Annotated in this window: 18 protein-coding genes and 1 tRNA gene; 13 read left to right on the plus strand and 6 right to left on the minus strand. The window is 43.0% G+C overall.

The window, feature by feature from the left end:
• Positions 1-195: 195 nt before the first annotated feature.
• From G3569_RS13840 to msrB, 10 genes are all read left to right on the plus strand, one after another.
• Positions 196-708, plus strand: a complete 513-nt coding sequence (locus tag G3569_RS13840) for a hypothetical protein (RefSeq protein ID WP_165270186.1) — start codon at positions 196-198, stop codon at positions 706-708.
• A 154-nt stretch (positions 709-862) separates the two neighbouring features.
• Entirely contained in the window at positions 863-1,435 is a 573-nt protein-coding gene (locus G3569_RS13845; RefSeq protein WP_165270188.1) for an outer membrane protein, read from the plus strand.
• A gap of 190 nt (positions 1,436-1,625) precedes the next feature.
• Complete coding sequence (locus G3569_RS13850; protein ID WP_165270190.1) at positions 1,626-3,875, plus strand: RelA/SpoT family protein; 2,250 nt, start codon at positions 1,626-1,628, stop codon at positions 3,873-3,875.
• A 159-nt stretch (positions 3,876-4,034) separates the two neighbouring features.
• The gene (locus G3569_RS13855) at positions 4,035-4,367 is read left to right on the plus strand and encodes an HU family DNA-binding protein (RefSeq protein ID WP_165270192.1); all 333 of its coding nucleotides are present in this window, start codon (positions 4,035-4,037) and stop codon (positions 4,365-4,367) included.
• 1 nt (position 4,368) lies between these two features.
• Positions 4,369-4,824, plus strand: a complete 456-nt coding sequence (ruvX, locus tag G3569_RS13860; RefSeq protein WP_165270194.1) for a Holliday junction resolvase RuvX — start codon at positions 4,369-4,371, stop codon at positions 4,822-4,824.
• Positions 4,796-5,362 (plus strand): peptide deformylase, encoded by a 567-nt coding sequence (gene def / locus G3569_RS13865; RefSeq protein WP_165270196.1) that lies wholly within the window; start codon positions 4,796-4,798, stop codon positions 5,360-5,362. The genes ruvX and def overlap by 29 nt, the downstream gene beginning before the upstream one ends.
• Positions 5,363-5,370: 8 nt before the next feature.
• A complete protein-coding gene (gene fmt, locus G3569_RS13870) occupies positions 5,371-6,285 on the plus strand; it encodes a methionyl-tRNA formyltransferase (RefSeq protein ID WP_165270198.1) in 915 nt (304 codons plus the stop codon).
• 152 nt (positions 6,286-6,437) lie between these two features.
• Complete coding sequence (gap, locus tag G3569_RS13875) at positions 6,438-7,442, plus strand: type I glyceraldehyde-3-phosphate dehydrogenase (RefSeq protein WP_165270200.1); 1,005 nt, start codon at positions 6,438-6,440, stop codon at positions 7,440-7,442.
• A 50-nt stretch (positions 7,443-7,492) separates the two neighbouring features.
• Positions 7,493-7,566 (plus strand) — tRNA-Pro (locus G3569_RS13880).
• 60 nt (positions 7,567-7,626) lie between these two features.
• Positions 7,627-8,079, plus strand: coding sequence for a peptide-methionine (R)-S-oxide reductase MsrB (gene msrB, locus G3569_RS13885; protein ID WP_165270202.1), 453 nt, complete (start codon positions 7,627-7,629; stop codon positions 8,077-8,079).
• 184 nt (positions 8,080-8,263) lie between these two features.
• Here the strand turns inward: msrB and G3569_RS13890 are convergent, their stop codons facing one another.
• The 3 genes from G3569_RS13890 to G3569_RS13900 all read right to left on the minus strand — a co-directional run bounded on the left by G3569_RS13890 (position 8,264) and on the right by G3569_RS13900 (position 10,739).
• Positions 8,264-8,620 (minus strand): hypothetical protein, encoded by a 357-nt coding sequence (locus G3569_RS13890; protein WP_165270204.1) that lies wholly within the window; start codon positions 8,618-8,620, stop codon positions 8,264-8,266.
• A 533-nt stretch (positions 8,621-9,153) separates the two neighbouring features.
• Positions 9,154-10,320, minus strand: a complete 1,167-nt coding sequence (locus G3569_RS13895; RefSeq protein WP_165270206.1) for a trans-sulfuration enzyme family protein — start codon at positions 10,318-10,320, stop codon at positions 9,154-9,156.
• A gap of 8 nt (positions 10,321-10,328) precedes the next feature.
• The gene (locus G3569_RS13900; RefSeq protein ID WP_165270208.1) at positions 10,329-10,739 is read right to left on the minus strand and encodes an OsmC family protein; all 411 of its coding nucleotides are present in this window, start codon (positions 10,737-10,739) and stop codon (positions 10,329-10,331) included.
• A gap of 199 nt (positions 10,740-10,938) precedes the next feature.
• Between G3569_RS13900 and G3569_RS13905 the strand changes: the two genes are divergently transcribed.
• Complete coding sequence (locus G3569_RS13905; RefSeq protein WP_165270328.1) at positions 10,939-12,936, plus strand: OPT family oligopeptide transporter; 1,998 nt, start codon at positions 10,939-10,941, stop codon at positions 12,934-12,936.
• Positions 12,937-12,982: 46 nt separating this feature from the next.
• Positions 12,983-13,993 (plus strand): acetamidase/formamidase family protein, encoded by a 1,011-nt coding sequence (locus G3569_RS13910; RefSeq protein ID WP_165270210.1) that lies wholly within the window; start codon positions 12,983-12,985, stop codon positions 13,991-13,993.
• 12 nt (positions 13,994-14,005) lie between these two features.
• Here the strand turns inward: G3569_RS13910 and hisIE are convergent, their stop codons facing one another.
• Both hisIE and hisF read right to left on the minus strand, forming a co-directional pair.
• Complete coding sequence (gene hisIE / locus G3569_RS13915) at positions 14,006-14,617, minus strand: bifunctional phosphoribosyl-AMP cyclohydrolase/phosphoribosyl-ATP diphosphatase HisIE (protein ID WP_165270212.1); 612 nt, start codon at positions 14,615-14,617, stop codon at positions 14,006-14,008.
• 59 nt (positions 14,618-14,676) lie between these two features.
• Positions 14,677-15,447, minus strand: coding sequence for an imidazole glycerol phosphate synthase subunit HisF (hisF, locus tag G3569_RS13920; RefSeq protein ID WP_165270214.1), 771 nt, complete (start codon positions 15,445-15,447; stop codon positions 14,677-14,679).
• A gap of 214 nt (positions 15,448-15,661) precedes the next feature.
• On the opposite strand from hisF, the gene G3569_RS13925 reads away from it, so the two are divergent.
• Complete coding sequence (locus G3569_RS13925; RefSeq protein ID WP_165270216.1) at positions 15,662-16,162, plus strand: cupin domain-containing protein; 501 nt, start codon at positions 15,662-15,664, stop codon at positions 16,160-16,162.
• A 394-nt stretch (positions 16,163-16,556) separates the two neighbouring features.
• Here the strand turns inward: G3569_RS13925 and hisA are convergent, their stop codons facing one another.
• Positions 16,557-17,279 carry a 1-(5-phosphoribosyl)-5-[(5-phosphoribosylamino)methylideneamino]imidazole-4-carboxamide isomerase gene (gene hisA, locus G3569_RS13930; RefSeq protein WP_165270219.1) on the minus strand — a complete coding sequence of 241 codons (723 nt, stop codon included), beginning with the start codon at positions 17,277-17,279 and terminating at the stop codon, positions 16,557-16,559.
• Positions 17,280-17,335 lie beyond the last annotated feature (56 nt).

Raw genomic sequence — 17,335 nt, forward strand, 5'->3', positions numbered from 1 at the left:
CTTAGCAGCCTAACTTAATCGGTAAACGCGTTAATAATAGGATATCTACTGATTGACAGGGGTTTTTTATTTTGCTATCTACCTCTTTAAGCCGATTTAGTTAATAGAATTTTGTTGTTGATTCTTCGTTGAATACCTACTTGGATATTAGTTTTTCACATAAGAAGATAAAATTTTAATAGAAATTGGATTCTTTTGGGAAAAAGTGAAATTACATACGTAATACTGTTCTTAATAATAGCAACGAGTACGTATTTCTTTTTAGTAGAGAAAAATGATGAAAAGACAGAAGGCCAATTGACTACTGATACAGTGTTAGTGAGTTCGCGCCCTTCTTTTGAAGCAGCTACGGATACTACACCAACTCTTGAGCCTGTAAAAGAAGATATTGCTCCGGGTATGGCATTGGTGCTCCTTAAAGTTGATTCCCTAGAATATCAGGACGATACTGTCGCCAAACTGGTTGGCAGCGTTCAAGAAGTAATAGGATACGGGCCGGCTACCCCTAATATTATAAGAGGTAAAACACAAAGCTTTGATATCTTGGGCTATCTCAGGGCAGATCCGGAGGAGGACCAAAAAATACAGAAAGGACGTTCAATAAAAGTTTTGATATCAGAAATAACCCGGATGGACGGATTAGAAAAATCTGGGAATTGGTCGAAGTGGCAGATAAAAAAAATACTTCGAGATAAAGAAAAAAAATGAAGACACCGCTTGGAGGATTGCTTTTTTATTTTAAAACTGTTTTATATGAGTTAATCCAGAATTTTTATGTATAAGGTATTTGCATAAATTTATTTACACCCTTACCCTAAGGCTTACAAACAAAATAAAAAAGTATAAACAGATGGAGTTTGTTATGAAACTTAAAAAAATATTATTACCACTCGCTTTTTTTGCCTTGTCGTTGAGTTTAGTACCTCAAACAGCAAATGCCCAGTGGAGCTTGGGAGCTTCTTATGAAATTCGCGATGCCGAACCGAAAAATGGTTTTGGAGTTCGGGTAGAACGGGAAATCCTGAGTAAACTCCCCGTTATAAACCTGGGTATACGTGCTCATTTTAGTTATTTCAATGAGAATATTTCATATGAAAACCAAACATACTCAACAGATATTACCAACTATGATTATGGCGTAGCTGCTGTTGGTGGTGTGAGTGTTGGTCCAATAGATCCTTATGTCGGATTAGGGTTAGGTGCTTCTACTTTAGATGTGACCAGAGAAAATTTAGGCAACGTACAGAAACCTCAAGAGAGTAACGATAATGCAATCTATTGGAATGGATTTGTTGGAGCTAAAGTGAGCATTATTCCAGCCTTAAAACCTTTTGTGGAGTATCGATTGGAAGATGTTTCTAATTATGAAGATGAATTAAATGATATTGATCAAAGCAATGGGCGCTTAATGTTTGGCGTTTCTCTGTCTTTCTAATGAACAGGCTTTTCTCAAAAGGCGGGCGTTATATCTAACGTCTGCCTTTTTTATTATAAAACCCTTAAAGCAAAGGGACTTACTGATTGTTAAACTGCGGTGAGTTCCTTTATTTGAATGTAATAGCTGTTTGCATTGTTTGGTACATTTAGGTCAGCAGTGCAAACTATTTTTATTATTAAACAGATTTATGGCCGATACAAAAGCGATAGAAAATATTAACCTGGATGACTATACCCTTGATCCTCCTCAACAAAAGGATTTGGATCAGCTGCTAAAAGTATGTCGAGAGCACCTTGAAAGTGTTGATGAGAAGATGGTTTCTCGTGCTTTCAAGCTTTGTTACGTATCTCATGAAGGGGTTGAACGGGCCTCCGGGGAACCCTACTATTATCATCCGGTAACGGTAGCAAAGATAGTAGCTGAAGAAATTAATATTGATGATGTTTCTGTTGCTGCGGCTCTGCTACATGATACCGTAGAGGATACGGAAGTTACCCTGGAAGATACGGAGAATATGTTTGGCGAAACGGTATCGCACCTTATTGATGGGGTAACAAAGATATCGGGAGTTTTCAAGAGTCGTAATACCAAGCAGGCAGAAACATTTATGAAGCTTCTGCTTTCAATGGCAGAAGATATCCGGGTGGTATTAATCAAGTTTGCTGATCGCCTTCACAATATGCGAACGATTCAGCACCTGCCGCGCGAGAAACAGATGCAAAAGGCTACAGAAACAATGGAGCTTTATGCTCCCCTGGCACATCGGTTTGGGCTTTTTAATATCAAAAGTGAGCTTGAAGATCTCTGCTTTAAAGTTATCGATCCAAACTCCTATAAGTTTATCTCTCGTAAGCTTCGTGAGAAGCGCGAATCGCGAGAGGCGTTTATTGAAAAATTTATGAAGCCTATTCGAGAAGAGCTGAATGAACAAGGCTTTACTTTTGAAATCAAGGGGCGCCCCAAACATATTTATTCTATTTTTCGGAAAATGCAGCGGCAGCAAAAGCCGTTTGAAGAGATCTATGATCTCTTTGCTATCCGGATTATTCTTGAAGATCCTCATTCTAAAGAAGATTGCTGGCGCGTTTATTCTATTATCACGGATTGGTATACGCCCATCCCTAAACGATTTCGAGATTTTATATCGGTGCCCAAAGCCAATGGCTACCAGTCGCTCCATACCACAGTTATTACAAAAAAAGGGCGGAAGGTAGAGGTACAGATACGTACCCGCCAGATGGATGATATTGCAGAGAAAGGGTTGGCGGCCCACTGGAAATACAAAGAAGGGAAGGGAGGGTCAGAAACCCTCGACAAGTTTGTACACTGGGTTCGAGATATCCTTGACAATCCGCGGCCTGATGCCGCTACGGAGTTTGTCAAAGATTTCCAGCTGAATTTGTACCAGGATGAGATCTATGTGTTTACTCCGGACGGAGAATTGCGGACTCTGCCCCAAGGGGCTACCCCTATCGATTTTGCTTTCGATATTCATAGCGAAATCGGGGAACGGGCTATTGCTTCTAAGATCAATGGGAAAATGGCGCCTCTTCGACAGAAGCTCGACATTGGCGATCAAGTAGAGATTATCACCGGCAATAAGATAAACTTGAATCCCGACTGGATTAATGATGTAGTTACACATAAGGCAAAGTCGCGGATTCGTCAGTATATCAAACAGAAAGAGCGTGAGAAAGCAGACGAAGGCCGCGAAATATGGGAGAAAAGAGCGAGTCGCGGCAATGTTGAGATATCTGATCAAGACTTGATGCGTATTGCTCACAAGCTAAAATTCGATTCCATTCAGGATCTGTTTTATGATATTGGTACGGGCACATTCGATGTGAATGAGCTCTACGATATGGTGAAACAGTTTACCAGTAAGGGACGGATTGAGGAAAAACAAGATAACGACGATACCCCACCGCCGGTTACCGAAGAAGAGATACAGGAAACCTATATTAATGCGGCGCGCTCGGTTAGTGATGAAAAGGCACTGGTGATTAATGGTGAGGTTACCAATGTAAAGTACGATTATGCAAACTGTTGTAACCCTATTCCCGGTGATGATGTAATGGGATTCATCAGCCGTACCGGTAATGTTAAAATCCACCGATCGAACTGTAAAAACATTCATCATCTTATACAGACCGATGGTGAGCGCATTGTAGATGTCTCGTGGGCCAAGAATATTAATTCGAAATTTCTTGGTGCTGTTAAAGTCATCGGTGAAGACCGTGTGGGTATGATTAATGATATTACAGACGTACTGTCAAAATCATTGGAGACAAATATGAAAAGTATTAATGTAAACAGTGACAGCGGCATGTTTGAAGGCATTCTTACCGTCTATGTTGATGATATTAATCACCTCGGTCGTATTATCAGAAAGCTGGAAAAAGTACAAGGAGTAAAAAGCGTATTCCGTTACGAATAAGCTGATCGGCACCTCGTAATTTGGGCCCACAAATTACTTTCATATTCCTGATAAAAGTAATATCATCAACCAGACTTATTTGACGGCTATTATTTGGTTGTTTTTACAGGAGATAGAGCAATTAATGCACTACTGAATTTAAGATTTTTGCGATAGACTATGATAACATATACGAAACGAGATATTGTACGTCATGTGGCCGAGCAGATGGATGAGCCTATGGTGCATACTGAACCGTGGGTAGAGGCTGTATTAAATGCTTTGCGTGAGACGATGATGAGTGCTGATCCCGAATGCCGGATCGAATTGCGAGATTTTGGTGTTTTTGAGGTTAAGAAAACAAAAGCAAAGCCGCGGGCTCGTAATCCCAGAACGAATGAAGAGATTTATGTGCCCCCGCACCGTAAAACGCATTTTAAACCCAGTAAATTACTGAAACAATTTTTAAAACAACCTCTTGAAGAAGGGGAGTTAGAAGAAATGGACAATTAACGTGGCAAAGTATGGCAGAATTATAGGGCTTGATATTGGTACCAAGTGGATTGGTGTAGCCCGTACCGATCTTCTTAAAACAGTGGCGAATCCCATTGGTACGTATCACACCGAAAATGCTATTGATGAGATCAAAAAGCTTGTTGATGGTGAACGGGTAGAAAAAATCGTGGTAGGTTGGCCCCTGACTCCGGCCGGGCAAGAAGGCAAAGCTATTAAGATGGTAGAAGAATTTGTGGCTCGCCTAACGAAAGCATTACCGGATATGGAGATTGATAAAATTGATGAGCGTTATACCACGAAAGAAGCGGTTCGTGCCATGGTTGAAGCCGGTGTTCCAAAGATGAAGCAGCGAGATTCGGATCGTGTGAACCAGGCTGCTGCCGCAATTATTCTTCAAAAATATATTGAATCGAGAAAAACAGATAATGTCCGTATTACCGATCGTTACGTATGATGACGAGGTACTTCGCAAAGAAGCGAAACCCGTTGAAGAAAATAGTGAAGAGCTGCAAGCACTTATCGAGGATATGTTTGATACCATGTATAACTCGGATGGTGTTGGATTAGCTGCTCCCCAGATAGGCAAGCTGTTGCGGATTTTTGTTGCAGATGCCGATCCTATGACAGATGAAGATGGACCTACATATGGTCCTATTGCTATGATTAATCCGGAAATTACATTTGAAAGTGACCGGGAGATAGATATGGATGAAGGTTGTCTTAGCATCCCAGGTGTAAATGCTACGGTAAGTCGTCCTGAAAAAATTGTGGTGAATTATCTGGATAATAATTTTAAAGAGCAGGAATTTGAGGTTGGCGGTTGGTGGTCGCGGGTCATACAACATGAGGCCGATCACCTGGATGGAATCTTGTTTTTGGATCACCTTTCTTTATTTAAGCGAAAGCTTTTGTCATCAAAACTAAAAGAGATTGCTAAAGGGGAAAAAGAGATAGATTATCCCGTAGTTTCTAAAAAAGCACAGACTCAGTAGAGGATTTTATGCGTATTGTATTTATGGGCTCTCCTGATTTTGCGATCCCCAGTCTGGAAAAAATCCATAATTCAGATCACGAGATTGTATCGGTAGTCAGTAATGTTGATAAACGGCGCGGTCGCGGTTCTAAGCCAAGTCCTACAGTAGTTAAAAAGAGGGCCTTGGAGCTTGATTTGCCGGTTATTGAAGTAGAAGAGCTCGATGCCCCTGACTTTTATAATAAGCTAGATGCCTTAAACGCTGACCTTTTTGTAGTTGTAGCTTTTCGCATTCTGCCAACGAAGGTATTGGAACTTCCCCAAAAAGGTTCTGTAAACCTGCATGCTTCCCTGTTACCGAAGTATAGAGGGGCTGCTCCCATCCACTGGGCTATTATCAACGGGGAGGATGAAACGGGCTGCACTATTTTCTTTTTGGATGAAAATGTGGATGCCGGGAAGATCATCAAACAAGATACAACCCCAATAGGGCCCAATGAAACAACGGGTGACCTTTATGAGCGCCTTAAGGAGCTGGGAAGTGATACCCTGTTAGAGGCGGTAGAAGAGATTGATCAGGAAACATATGAAACAGTTGCCCAAGCTCATGCACAAGCAACACCTGCTCCCAAATTGTTTACGGATGATTGTAAGATAGATTTCAATAGTCCAGCACAACAAGTTCATAATAAAATTCGTGGGCTAAGCCCTTTCCCCACGGCCTGGGCTAAGATCGATGATCTGAAATTTAATATGTACCGGTCGGCTATAGGCCCTGATAAGAATCTTGGGACAGGGGAATTACAGATGGAAGGGGATGATCTATTGGTTGGATGCGATGATGGAACGGTTATCCTAAAAGAGGTTCAATTGCAGGGAAAGCGTCGAATGAGCGGGAAAGATTTTATAAATGGGTATAATGGAAGCGGTTTTCTTCATTAATGATTGGCATTAGTGCAGGAATGCAATATTATTTGCATTAAATAATTTACAAATGATCGATTAACTATTATTTTTGAGCGCTTTAAAGCAACATCAGCGAAATTCGTTATAAGGATTTAATTTACAACAGAGGCAAATAAAGGAAAACATTTATGGCTAAAATTAATGTCGGTATTAATGGATTCGGACGTATTGGTCGCCTGGTAACTCGCTCAATATTGGCCTACCATGAAGATGAAATTAACATTGTAGGTATTAACGATTTAACGGATGCAGAAACGCTCGCATATTTATTTAAGCGCGATTCGGTACATGGCACTTTTGATGGAGAAGTAAGTGCTACGGAAAGCAGTATTATCATAGACGGTATGGAAATTGATATTTCTGCCGAAAGAGATCCTGCAAATTTAAAGTGGGATGAACGTGGAGCAGACATCATTGTTGAATCTACCGGACTTTTCCGTACGCGCGATGCCGCTGCGAAGCATCTTGAAGCTGGAGCAAAAAAAGTAATTATTTCTGCACCGGCCAAAGGTGATAAAGACGTCAAGACGATTGTTCTTGGCGTTAATGATGAGAAGATCGATGAAGAAACAGAGATCTACTCTAATGCCAGTTGTACAACCAACTGTCTGGCACCGATGGTAAAAGTACTGGACGATGCTTTCGGTCTGGAGAAAGGGTTTATGACAACTACCCACGCTTACACCGGAAACCAAAATATCCTTGACGGCCCCCACGGCGATCTTCGACGTGGACGTACAGCTGCTCACAACATCGTGCCTACCACAACCGGCGCTGCCAAGGCAGTTGGATTAGTACTTCCACACTTGGATGGTAAGCTTGACGGAAGTGCTGTTCGCGTTCCTGTACCTGATGGTTCGCTTACTGACCTAACGGCTGTTGTTGATCGTGAAGTTTCTGAAGAAGAAGTACATGAGGCTTTCAAAAAGGCAGCCAATGGCGCAATGAAAGGTGTGCTGGAATATTCTGAAGAAGAATTTGTTTCTACGGATATTCTCAGCAATCCCCACTCTTGCATTTATGACAGTGGCTTTACCAAAACGGATGGCAAGCTGGTTAAGATTCTTGCTTGGTACGATAACGAGGCAGGATACTCTGCTCGTACTGCGGACTTGATTACCCGTATTGGTTAAGAAGTTTCAACTGATGGAATCGCTCAAAGCGATTCCATCAGTTAATAATACGGGGAGTAGCGCAGTCCGGTAGCGCATTCGCTTTGGGAGCGAAGGGTCGCAGGTTCAAATCCTGTCTCCCCGACATCATGAGGTCAGGCAGGCAGGTCTGGCCTTTTTCATTTTAACCTTGGTCTCAGATGATATGATAGATTGGAAGCAGGTTAATGAGTATGCAGGAAAGCAAAACCCGGAACCGCCGAGGCGAGTAGAAAAATCAGAAGAAGAGTGGAAGGAAGAACTTACTCCTACACAGTTTCGGGTAACCAGAAAACATGGTACAGAGCGTGCCGGTACGGGAGAGTATTGTGAGGCTCAGCAGCCCGGTTTATATGCCTGCGTATGTTGTGGAACAGAACTGTTTGATTCTTCAGGGAAGTTTAAGTCTGGCTCTGGGTGGCCTAGCTTTGCAAAGCCGGTACAGGGCAATGCAATTCGTTATGTAGAGGATTTAAGCCATGGTATGCATCGTATAGAAGTACTTTGTAATGTTTGTGATGCACACCTTGGCCATGTTTTTCCTGACGGACCTCAACCCACCGGTCTTCGCTATTGCGTCAACTCTGCTTCTCTGCAGCTGGTAGAAAAGTCGGATTAATTCGCATTTGCAGCGTTTGAGAGAATGTAATTGCCGATGAACGTTATATCTATAGAATAAATGCAGTGAGTTCATATCGGCTCCTTTGCTGCTGTGCCCCACCCTTGGTTTCTTTCTAGCGATTTAGGGTGGGGAATTGGGTGATTAGGTTGGGTGCTTAAGTAGCAGAGGATAATACTGAATGTCAGATGTTGAATGAGCTCCCATCTGTAGTCTGTTTTTTTGGTGGTTGATGGACGACCGGTGACCATTTTGCCAACCTATGTAGGCCGTGCTTCAGCGTGGGCATGACATACTCACGGTTGTGCACCACTCCCAAAAGTAAGAAAAATATAACATCTGATGGGTTAGCACTATCCTTCGTCGGGCGACTGGTGTTGGCGTCCGGTGAATATAACGCATAAAGCAAGCTAAGAATGGCCTCATTGGCCGGCTTGGCAAAAGCACTGTCATAATGAGAAGACCTGCCAATGAAGTCATCTCTTGGAATAAGCTCGCCAAGTGCCGCAAAGCCGTAAGGCACAGGTGCACGTAACATCAAAAAAATTCTTTCCCCAGAGAGCCCATGGTAATTGGAGTGGCAGATATAGAGGAGAAAGAAAATGAATAAAAAGCGATGCCATCAAGTGATGGCATCGCTGATCAATAGGTAATAGATATATACAAAGGCTGGGTAAAGCACGGGGAAGCAAACTCAGGACAACTCCTACCGCTTCACAACTATCTAAAGGGAAATTTTGAACGCCCTTTTTGGCCCACCCACACCTGCACTATCAACTTCGTCAAGGTATGACTTCGTAGATTACGAAAGTTTCGGTGTGTTTGCTCCCTCCCTAACGATTTCGAGGGAAAACACCTTTTAACAACACTGTCATCCTGTCTGCCGACAGCCTGCCCATACCCCACAACCAGCAATCAGCTTCCAGCATCGAAACCGTCGCGCAATAGCTAAATTTTCGACTGATTCTTAAACTTGATTATCTTTCCCCCGCCCCACAAACCTTAACACACCGAGCTGTTGCATTAATCACTTGAACACAGCATTTAAATAAAACTATTTGTGAGAGATATTGATCAAGCCAAGGCTTGATTCACATCGGCAATAATATCCTCAACAGCTTCGAGCCCAACAGCAATTCGAACCATACCCGGCGTAATATTAACTGCCAGCCGTTCTTCTTCTGTTAGTTTGGAATGCGTGGTCGATGCCGGGTGCGTAGCGATAGAGCGGGAATCCCCTAAATTAGCAGAGAGCGAAATGGTATTCAGCTTATCCAGGAAGTTTTTAGCAGCTTCATACCCGCCTTTGATATTGAAAGACACAACTCCCCCTCCCTTCTTCATCTGTTTTTTTGCCAGTTCATATTGTGGATGACTAGGCAAATACGGATACTTGACCCATTCAACATTTACATGTTCCTGCAGTTCCTCAGCAAGAGCAAGGGCATTATCACAATGCCGATCCATACGCATAGGTAGCGTTTCCAAACTTTTTGAGAACATCCATGCATTAAAAGGGGAAAGGGCCGGTCCGGAGTGGCGACAGAAAAAACTTATCTCATCGATATAGCGTTCTTTTCCGACAGCAATACCCCCCAATCCACGACCTTGTCCATCAATAAACTTGGTAGCCGAATGTAATACCAGGTCTGCTCCATACTTCATAGGCTGCTGTAGATAAGGCGTAGCAAAGCAGTTATCAACGATCAGGATTAGATTATGGGCATCAGCAAGTTTGCCGGCCCATTCCAGATCAATAAGGTCCAGGCCGGGGTTGGAAGGGGTTTCCAAAAATAAAACCCTGGTATTATCCTGAATAAGTGATTCCCAGCTCTCGGTATCATCGATACTGCCATAGCTAAAATCGATGCCCCATTTAGGTAAGATCCCGCTTAGTATTTGATGCGAAGAGCCAAAAAGTGATCGGCAGGCCAACACATGATCGCCCTGTTCCAGCAGACCGGCCAAAGTGGAAAATATAGATGACATGCCCGAAGCAGTAGCAACGCCAGCCTCGGCTTCTTCCATGTCGCACATTTTTGTTACAAACTCATCAATATTCGGATTGGAGTACCGACTGTATACATTGCCATCAACCTCTCTTGCAAAAAGGGCTCGGGCATGCTCGGCCGAATCAAAGACAAAACTGGAAGTTAGAAAAAGAGGCGTAGAGTGTTCTCGTTGGTCCGTACGCTCGGTTTGGTTTCGTATCGCTTTGGTTTCTGGCTGTTGATCACTCATGACGGTTGTTATTTAATTTCGTAGCTATGGGTAATTTCAGAAGTTTTCTCGAGAGTTTTAGAAACAGAACAGTATTTATCAAGGGATAGATTGATGGCTCGTTCCACCTTTGATTCATCCAGATCTCCGGTAAAGATATATTTAACGTGAATTTCCGTGAATTCAGAATATTCATCTACAGATTGACGGTCTCCTTCGACTTCTACCGTGAGATCTTCAAGGTCTTGGCGCTGTTTTTCGAGAATACCAATAATATCAATAGCACTGCATCCGCCTACACCGGCCAAGAGTAATTGCATTGGACTAAAACCACCCTCCAGTCCACCAATACTCGTAGACCCATCCATACGGATTAATCCCCCTTCTTCATTTGCTGCTTCCATGTGGGTGCTCTTGAGCTGGTCAATTGTGATCTTCATACCTTTTGAAACTTTATGTTAAATGAAATTAGATCGTCAAAGCTAAGAAATGGTGAGGGCTAAGGAAAGGAAGAAAAACGTTAAAATCTTGTATTCTTGATGAGTTCTCTTAAATTGGTGGAAAATTAGAATTAAAGATGGGGATACTTTGAGCAATAGTAAAAAAGACTTTATTCCATACGTGCAGGCTGATGATGATATGCCGCAGATTACAGTTAAAGCGGTGGTATTGGGTGTTTTACTCTCAGCAATTCTTGCCGGTGCTAACGCCTATTTGGGACTGAAGGTGGGAATGACCGTTTCAGCTTCTATCCCGGCAGCTGTAATATCAATGGCTCTGCTGCGAATGTTTAAACATTCTAATATCCTGGAGAATAATATTGTGCAGACAGCAGCTTCTGCCGGCGAATCATTGGCCGCAGGTGTTATCTTTACACTGCCTGCCCTTATATTGCTTCGGTATTGGGCTGATTTCCCTTTCCTCGATACGATGGCTATTGCCATGTTTGGAGGAGTGCTGGGGGTACTTTTTACGATCCCCTTGCGTCGTGCGCTGATTATTGAAAAGAAGCTCAAATTCCCGGAAGGGGTTGCCACAGGCGAGGTTCTTAAAGCCGGAACCGAGGGTGGAAAAGGTATTATGCAAATTGCCTGGGCAGGACTTGCTGCTGCTCTATACAAATTGGGCCAAACGGGCTTGAAACTTTTCTCAGGTTCAGTAAGTGGTTCGGTAACCACAGGCCGCTCTGTTTTTGGGATGGGGACCGAGCTATCCGTGGCCCTTCTTGGAGTTGGTTATATAGTGGGACTGAATATCGCGGTGCTGGTTTTTGCTGGGGGATTAATTTCATGGCTTTTTGGGATCCCGTTGTATATGGCCTTTGCCAACCCGGGAGAGGTCGCGGAAGTCGTGGGAAATATGGAAGGCTATAATGCAGCCCTGGAAATATGGAGCCAGAAAATTCGCTATATGGGGGTTGGGGCCATGGTAGTAGGAGGTGTTTGGGCTCTTGTCTCTTTGGCAAAACCACTCAAAGATGGTATTGCATCTTCCTGGGAAGCGGTAAAACAGGCAAAGTCCGAGGATGGACCAGAAGTGCTGCGCACCGAAAAAGATATGCCCATAAATTATGTGCTATGGGGTATAGTAGCATTGGCAATCCCAATATTTATCATATTTACACAGGTAATTGATACCTCCCACTTGCCGGTAAGCAGAGGTTTATATTGGACCACCATGGGTATCGGTGTCTTATTTTCATTGGTAGCTGGGTTTCTATTTGCTTCGGTGGCAGGTTATATGGCTGGTCTGGTAGGGTCATCCAATAATCCTATATCGGGCGTTACTATTGCAACGATTTTAGCGACCTCATTAATTTTGTTAGTCCTATTGGGATCGCAGTTAGATTTTTCTGTAGACAGCAATCGGGCCCAGGCGGCAGCTGCAGCAGCTATTGTAGTTGGGGCTATGGTTGCTTGTGCTGCGGCAATTGCAGGTGATAACATGCAGGATTTGAAGGCCGGCCAGCTGGTAGGGGCTACCCCGTATAAGCAGCAGATTATGCAGATTGTCGGGGTGGTATCGGCGGCCGTGGTTATTGCGCCTATTTTGAGTTTGTTATTTAATGCCTACGGATTGGGCGGGGTGTTACCACGAGAAGGGATGAGTACCGAAGAGATGCTGAGTGCCCCGCAAGCTACCCTGATGCAATCGGTAGCAGAAGGGGTTTTTGCCCAGAACCTGGAATGGAATATGATCTGGATCGGGGCTGTTATTGCAGTAGCCATTATTATCCTGGATAAAGTACTGGAAGCAAAAGGTACTGAGTTCAGAACCCCGGTATTAGCAGTGGCGGTTGGAATCTATCTGCCGTTAGAGCTTACAGTGCCAATTTTTATAGGGGGAATGATTGCATGGGGCGCTGCAAAGGTGGTTGCCAAGCGAGCGAAGAAAAATAGTGAAGATCCGGACGAGGCCAAGGTGGAAGCCGAGCGTAAAGGATTGCTGTTTTCATCTGGACTTATAACGGGGGAGGCTTTAATTGGTATTATTTTAGCAATTCCTTTTGCAATACAGGAAAGTACAGATGCGCTTCGGATGGTACCGCAGTCATTTGCTCCTTATGCGGATTGGCTGGGTGCGGCTGCCGCAGTCTTTTTCTGTATCTGGTTATATAAAGTAGCCGTAAAAAAATAACTTCGATAGCTCTGTTGAATTCTAAATAACATCAAAGGGATATATTATGAAAATATCTGAAATCAATTTTTCTATTTTACTGATAGTGCTGCTTCTTTTGGGATGTGAGAAGCAGCAAGTGGAGGGCGATACAACAGTGGTCCCGGAAGCGGATTATTCACTTAATGCGGATCAAACACACAATCGTTGGAGCAGTACGATTGAACCACTCATAAAAGTTGAATCGGGGTCAGTAATTGAAGTTGCTACTGAGGATGCATCTGATCAGCAGCTTAGTCCTGAATCAACTATTGAAGATCTTAAAAACCTCGATTTTGATCCCATTCACCCATTAACCGGGCCGGTCTATGTGGAGGGGGCCGAACCGGGCGATCTGATAAAGGTGAAGCTGCACAAAATTGAGTTGGGCGACTGGGGATGGACAGCTATTGTTCCCGGATTTGGTTTCCTTGCTGATGATTTTAATGAGCCCTATTTGAAAACTTTTGAATTCAATAAAGGGAGTCGTGAGGTTAATTTTTCTGATGATATTTCAGTGCCCTTAAATCCTTTTCCGGGTGTAATGGGTGTGGCCCCGGCAACAGATTCCATGCTTTCCACCATTCCGCCAAGAGCCAATGGGGGAAATATGGATGATCCTCATATAACCGAGGGAACTACTGTATACTTTCCCGTCTTTGTGGAGGGAGCACTTTTTTCAATAGGAGATGCCCATGCTACACAGGGGCTTGGCGAGGTCTGCGGAACAGCTATTGAGGCTCCTATGCGGATAGTATATGAAATAGAGTTAATTAAAAATGGCCGGTCTATTCAAGAACCACAGTATGAAACCGATGATTATTATGCAGTTACGGGTTTTGGAACCACCATTGATGAGGCTGCGAAAAAGGCCACTCGTTATATGATCGATTATTTGGTTGAGGAACACAATATGAATCGGAACGATGCTTATGCACTGTGTTCTCTGGCCGGAGATTTGAAAATTGCCGAGGTGGTCGATGTCCCTCACATGTTAGTGACCATGCATATGCCGAAAGAGGTCCTGGGAATTAAATAAGGCAAGGGCCTCTTATTGGTGACGTTCTTTAAGGCGACCGATAATTTTTTTCAGTGGGATGCCTTTTTCTGTTAGCAGTACCAACAGGTGATATATGAGATCTGCTACTTCTCCAATAAATGCACTTTTGTTGTTATTCTTGGATTCAATGACGGTTTCGACCGCCTCTTCACCAACTTTTTGTGTAATTTCATCCAGTCCTTCGGTGAATAGGTGGGTAGTGTAGGAGTTTTCGGGCATCTCCTTTTTACGGTTCTGTATCAGTTGCTCTAAATTACCAATAAATGAAAGATCCTGATCCGGTTTAAAATCTTGTTCATAGAAACAGGATTGTTCTCCGGTATGGCATGTAGGCCCGTGAGGTTTTGCTAAGATCAACAGGGTATCGTTGTCGCAATCTTTTTGGATATCAACAAGATCTAGAAAATTGCCTGAGGTCTCGCCTTTGGTCCACAGTCGTTCTTTACTGCGGCTATAAAAAGTGACGCGCTCTTTTTCGAGAGTAACTTCAAGGGCTTCTTTATTCATATAGCCCAACATCAGTACCTGAAACGTTTCGGCGTCTTGGATGATTGCAGGTATCAGGCCGTTTCCTTTTTTAAAATCTAAATCTTCGGTTTTCATTTATATGTAACTAGAGTAAATGTTGTAAATAAGAGGTTATTCAGAATCTGGAAACCGGGCTAATTATTATTTACGGCATGCCGAACAGCGATACCTTCATTTTCCATAGATCTCTTTAGTTCATCAATTTCGATCTTTTGGAAATGGAATATACTTGCCGCTAAAACGGCATCGGCGCTACCTTTTTTAACTGCTTCGATACAGTGATTTTTAGTTCCGGCGCCCCCACTCGCGATAACGGGAATAGTAAGGAAAGAGTTGACCGCATTTAGTAAATCGAGATCGTATCCCGACTTGGTGCCATCTTTATCCATACTGGTTAGTAATATTTCACCGGCGCCACGTTCTTCTGCTTCTTTAATCCATTCCAAGGCATCCTTTCCGGTATCAATAGAGCCCCCGGATATATATACATTCCATTGATCGCCCGTTTGTTTGGCATCTACGGCCGCTACAATACATTGTGCTCCAAACTGCTGGGAAGCTTTATTAATAAGCTCAGGATTTCGCACAATAGCACTGTTTAAGGATACTTTGTCAGCTCCGGCATGTAGCAGGTCGCCGATCTGTTCAACGCTGCTTATACCACCGCCTACTGTAAAGGGAATATCAATTTTAAGCGCTATCTTTTTAACAAGTTCAACTAGGGTTTTTCGTTTTTCTTTAGTCGCTGTAATATCAAGAAAAACCAGCTCGTCAGCCCCCTCATCAGAATAGCGTTTAGCAAGTTCTACGGGATCACCGGCATCACGAAGTCCTTCAAAGTTGACGCCTTTAACTGTACGGCCGTCTTTAATATCGAGACAGGGTATAATTCGTTTTGCGAGCATTTAATAATTTGGTTAACTCGTTATATTTATTTGATTTAGACAGAATAGTATCCTGTCTGATGAAGGCAGTTATATTACCAAAATTTTCAGTCGAATTGAAGTAGAGTATTATATTTGATGTTTGGAGGAAGATATAAATATTATTCATATAATTTGTATCTTCAGCAACTTTCGCATAAGCTTAGTTATACACTTAAAAAAATTAAACGACTCAATGAGTTCGGTAGAGACGAAACAGCAGTTATTTAAAGAGATTGAGCAAAAAATTCAGAAGCAGGGTTTTGGCATTGTGGACAGAGATCAAGAACGACCGTGGGGCGGTTTTTTTGTGATTGATGAAGAAGAGGCTCCTGCGTTTGCTAAAACGTATTTCAATAATACCGCTGATGAGCTTAAAATTTCGGGCAAATTGAGTCCCAAGATTCTTGTCGTACAGCCGGATAAACGCTTGTCTTGGCAGTATCATCATCGCCGTGCCGAGATCTGGAAAGTGATAGCGGGACCGGTGGGAGTTGTTACCAGTGATACTGATGAGCAGGGTACGGTAGAAGAATATGAGTTGGGTGATGTTATTAAGATTAAACAAGGAGAACGTCACCGCTTGGTCGGGCTCAATGACTGGGCGGTGTTAGCAGAAATTTGGCAACATACTGATCCCCAAAATCCTTCTGATGAGGAGGACATTGTGCGCGTGCAGGATGATTTTGGCCGTTAAAATGGAGGAAATGGGATTTGGAATTTTCCGTTATCTATTGATGAAATGTTCTTTAGAGAGGATTGCGAAGTGTCAAATAGCTACTTGTTCAGAAGTTAAATTTAGCATGATAGCGGGAGTGCAACTCTCTTGGAGCTAGTGCGGATTAAGAATTCAGGACTCAGAATTCAGAATAGAGTATTGTCGAATATATACTGCTCTAAATTAAGACGTTTTTCCTCCCTGGGCGACTGGGATTGTCGTCCGCCGAAGCATATAAAGGAAAGTTTTTTAAAGCCTACTGAAGAAATGTAAGAATACTCAACCGAGTTGGTACAGTAATATTGGTGTGCGGTGTAGCTTTTGTCACGTCGGGAGTATAACTCCCTGGGAACTAAAGGGGAGTTCTCAGGAGCTAAATGGGAGTGTGATATTCAAGCATTTCGTCTAGTGTTAACTTCTCTTCGTAATAGGCGCGGCCGACTACAACCCCATACATATTTTGTTTTTCTAAAGCCTCCAGATCTGTAGCATTGGAGACCCCTCCGGAAGCGATAAAGTTTAGGTCCGGGAACTGGGATTTGAGTTTTTTATATAGTTCCAGGTTTGGCCCCTCGAGGGTACCGTCTTTTGATATATCAGTGCTGAGAACGGTTCGCAATCCACGATCAATCATCGGTTGTAGAAATTCTACTAATGTTTGGTCAAGGGTTTCCAGCCAGCCGCCGTATGCTACCTTTCCATCTTTCAAATCCATTCCCAATATTGCTCTTTCTCCATAGCTGTCTAGTACCGAGAGCCATGCCTCTTTGCTTTTAACGGCCATGGAACTGCAAATAATATTTGCTAAGCCTTTTTCAAGCAGCATTGAAGCATCATCATAGCTGCGAATACCGCCTCCGGTTTGAACGGAGATACCCAGCTCGTTAATGATTTCCTGAATATGTTCAAGGTTTATAAACGCTCCCTCTTTGGCACCATTCAGGTCTACTATATGAATGTGATCAAAGCCTGCTTCTTGAAACTTTCGCGCTTCGTCAAGTGGGCTGTTATTATATACGGTTACTTCATCATAGTTACCTTTGTGCAGGCGGACTACCTGCCCATCTAGTAGATCAATAGCGGGAATAACTTTCATTTTTGGAACATTTTATATTGTCTTTTTTATCGGAATCGGAAAGTACAAATAGCAGA

The organism is Fodinibius halophilus, from assembly GCF_011059105.1.
In the GTDB taxonomy this organism is placed as follows: Bacteria; Bacteroidota; Rhodothermia; order Balneolales; family Balneolaceae; genus Fodinibius; species Fodinibius halophilus.

Excerpts from the sequence above, each read along its gene's own strand:
- G3569_RS13855 (WP_165270192.1), top strand. The coding sequence starts at position 4,035 with ATGATAACATATACGAAACGAGATATTGTACGTCATGTGGCCGAGCAG.
- msrB (WP_165270202.1), top strand. The coding sequence starts at position 7,627 with ATGATAGATTGGAAGCAGGTTAATGAGTATGCAGGAAAGCAAAACCCG.
- hisIE (WP_165270212.1), bottom strand. The coding sequence starts at position 14,617 with ATGAAAACCGAAGATTTAGATTTTAAAAAAGGAAACGGCCTGATACCT.
- gap (WP_165270200.1), top strand. The coding sequence starts at position 6,438 with ATGGCTAAAATTAATGTCGGTATTAATGGATTCGGACGTATTGGTCGC.
- G3569_RS13850 (WP_165270190.1), top strand. The coding sequence starts at position 1,626 with ATGGCCGATACAAAAGCGATAGAAAATATTAACCTGGATGACTATACC.
- G3569_RS13925 (WP_165270216.1), top strand. The coding sequence starts at position 15,662 with ATGAGTTCGGTAGAGACGAAACAGCAGTTATTTAAAGAGATTGAGCAA.
- G3569_RS13845 (WP_165270188.1), top strand. The coding sequence starts at position 863 with ATGAAACTTAAAAAAATATTATTACCACTCGCTTTTTTTGCCTTGTCG.
- hisF (WP_165270214.1), bottom strand. The coding sequence starts at position 15,447 with ATGCTCGCAAAACGAATTATACCCTGTCTCGATATTAAAGACGGCCGT.
- G3569_RS13900 (WP_165270208.1), bottom strand. The coding sequence starts at position 10,739 with ATGAAGATCACAATTGACCAGCTCAAGAGCACCCACATGGAAGCAGCA.
- G3569_RS13905 (WP_165270328.1), top strand. The coding sequence starts at position 10,939 with ATGCCGCAGATTACAGTTAAAGCGGTGGTATTGGGTGTTTTACTCTCA.
- def (WP_165270196.1), top strand. The coding sequence starts at position 4,796 with ATGTCCGTATTACCGATCGTTACGTATGATGACGAGGTACTTCGCAAA.
- G3569_RS13910 (WP_165270210.1), top strand. The coding sequence starts at position 12,983 with ATGAAAATATCTGAAATCAATTTTTCTATTTTACTGATAGTGCTGCTT.
- G3569_RS13895 (WP_165270206.1), bottom strand. The coding sequence starts at position 10,320 with ATGAGTGATCAACAGCCAGAAACCAAAGCGATACGAAACCAAACCGAG.
- fmt (WP_165270198.1), top strand. The coding sequence starts at position 5,371 with ATGCGTATTGTATTTATGGGCTCTCCTGATTTTGCGATCCCCAGTCTG.
- hisA (WP_165270219.1), bottom strand. The coding sequence starts at position 17,279 with ATGAAAGTTATTCCCGCTATTGATCTACTAGATGGGCAGGTAGTCCGC.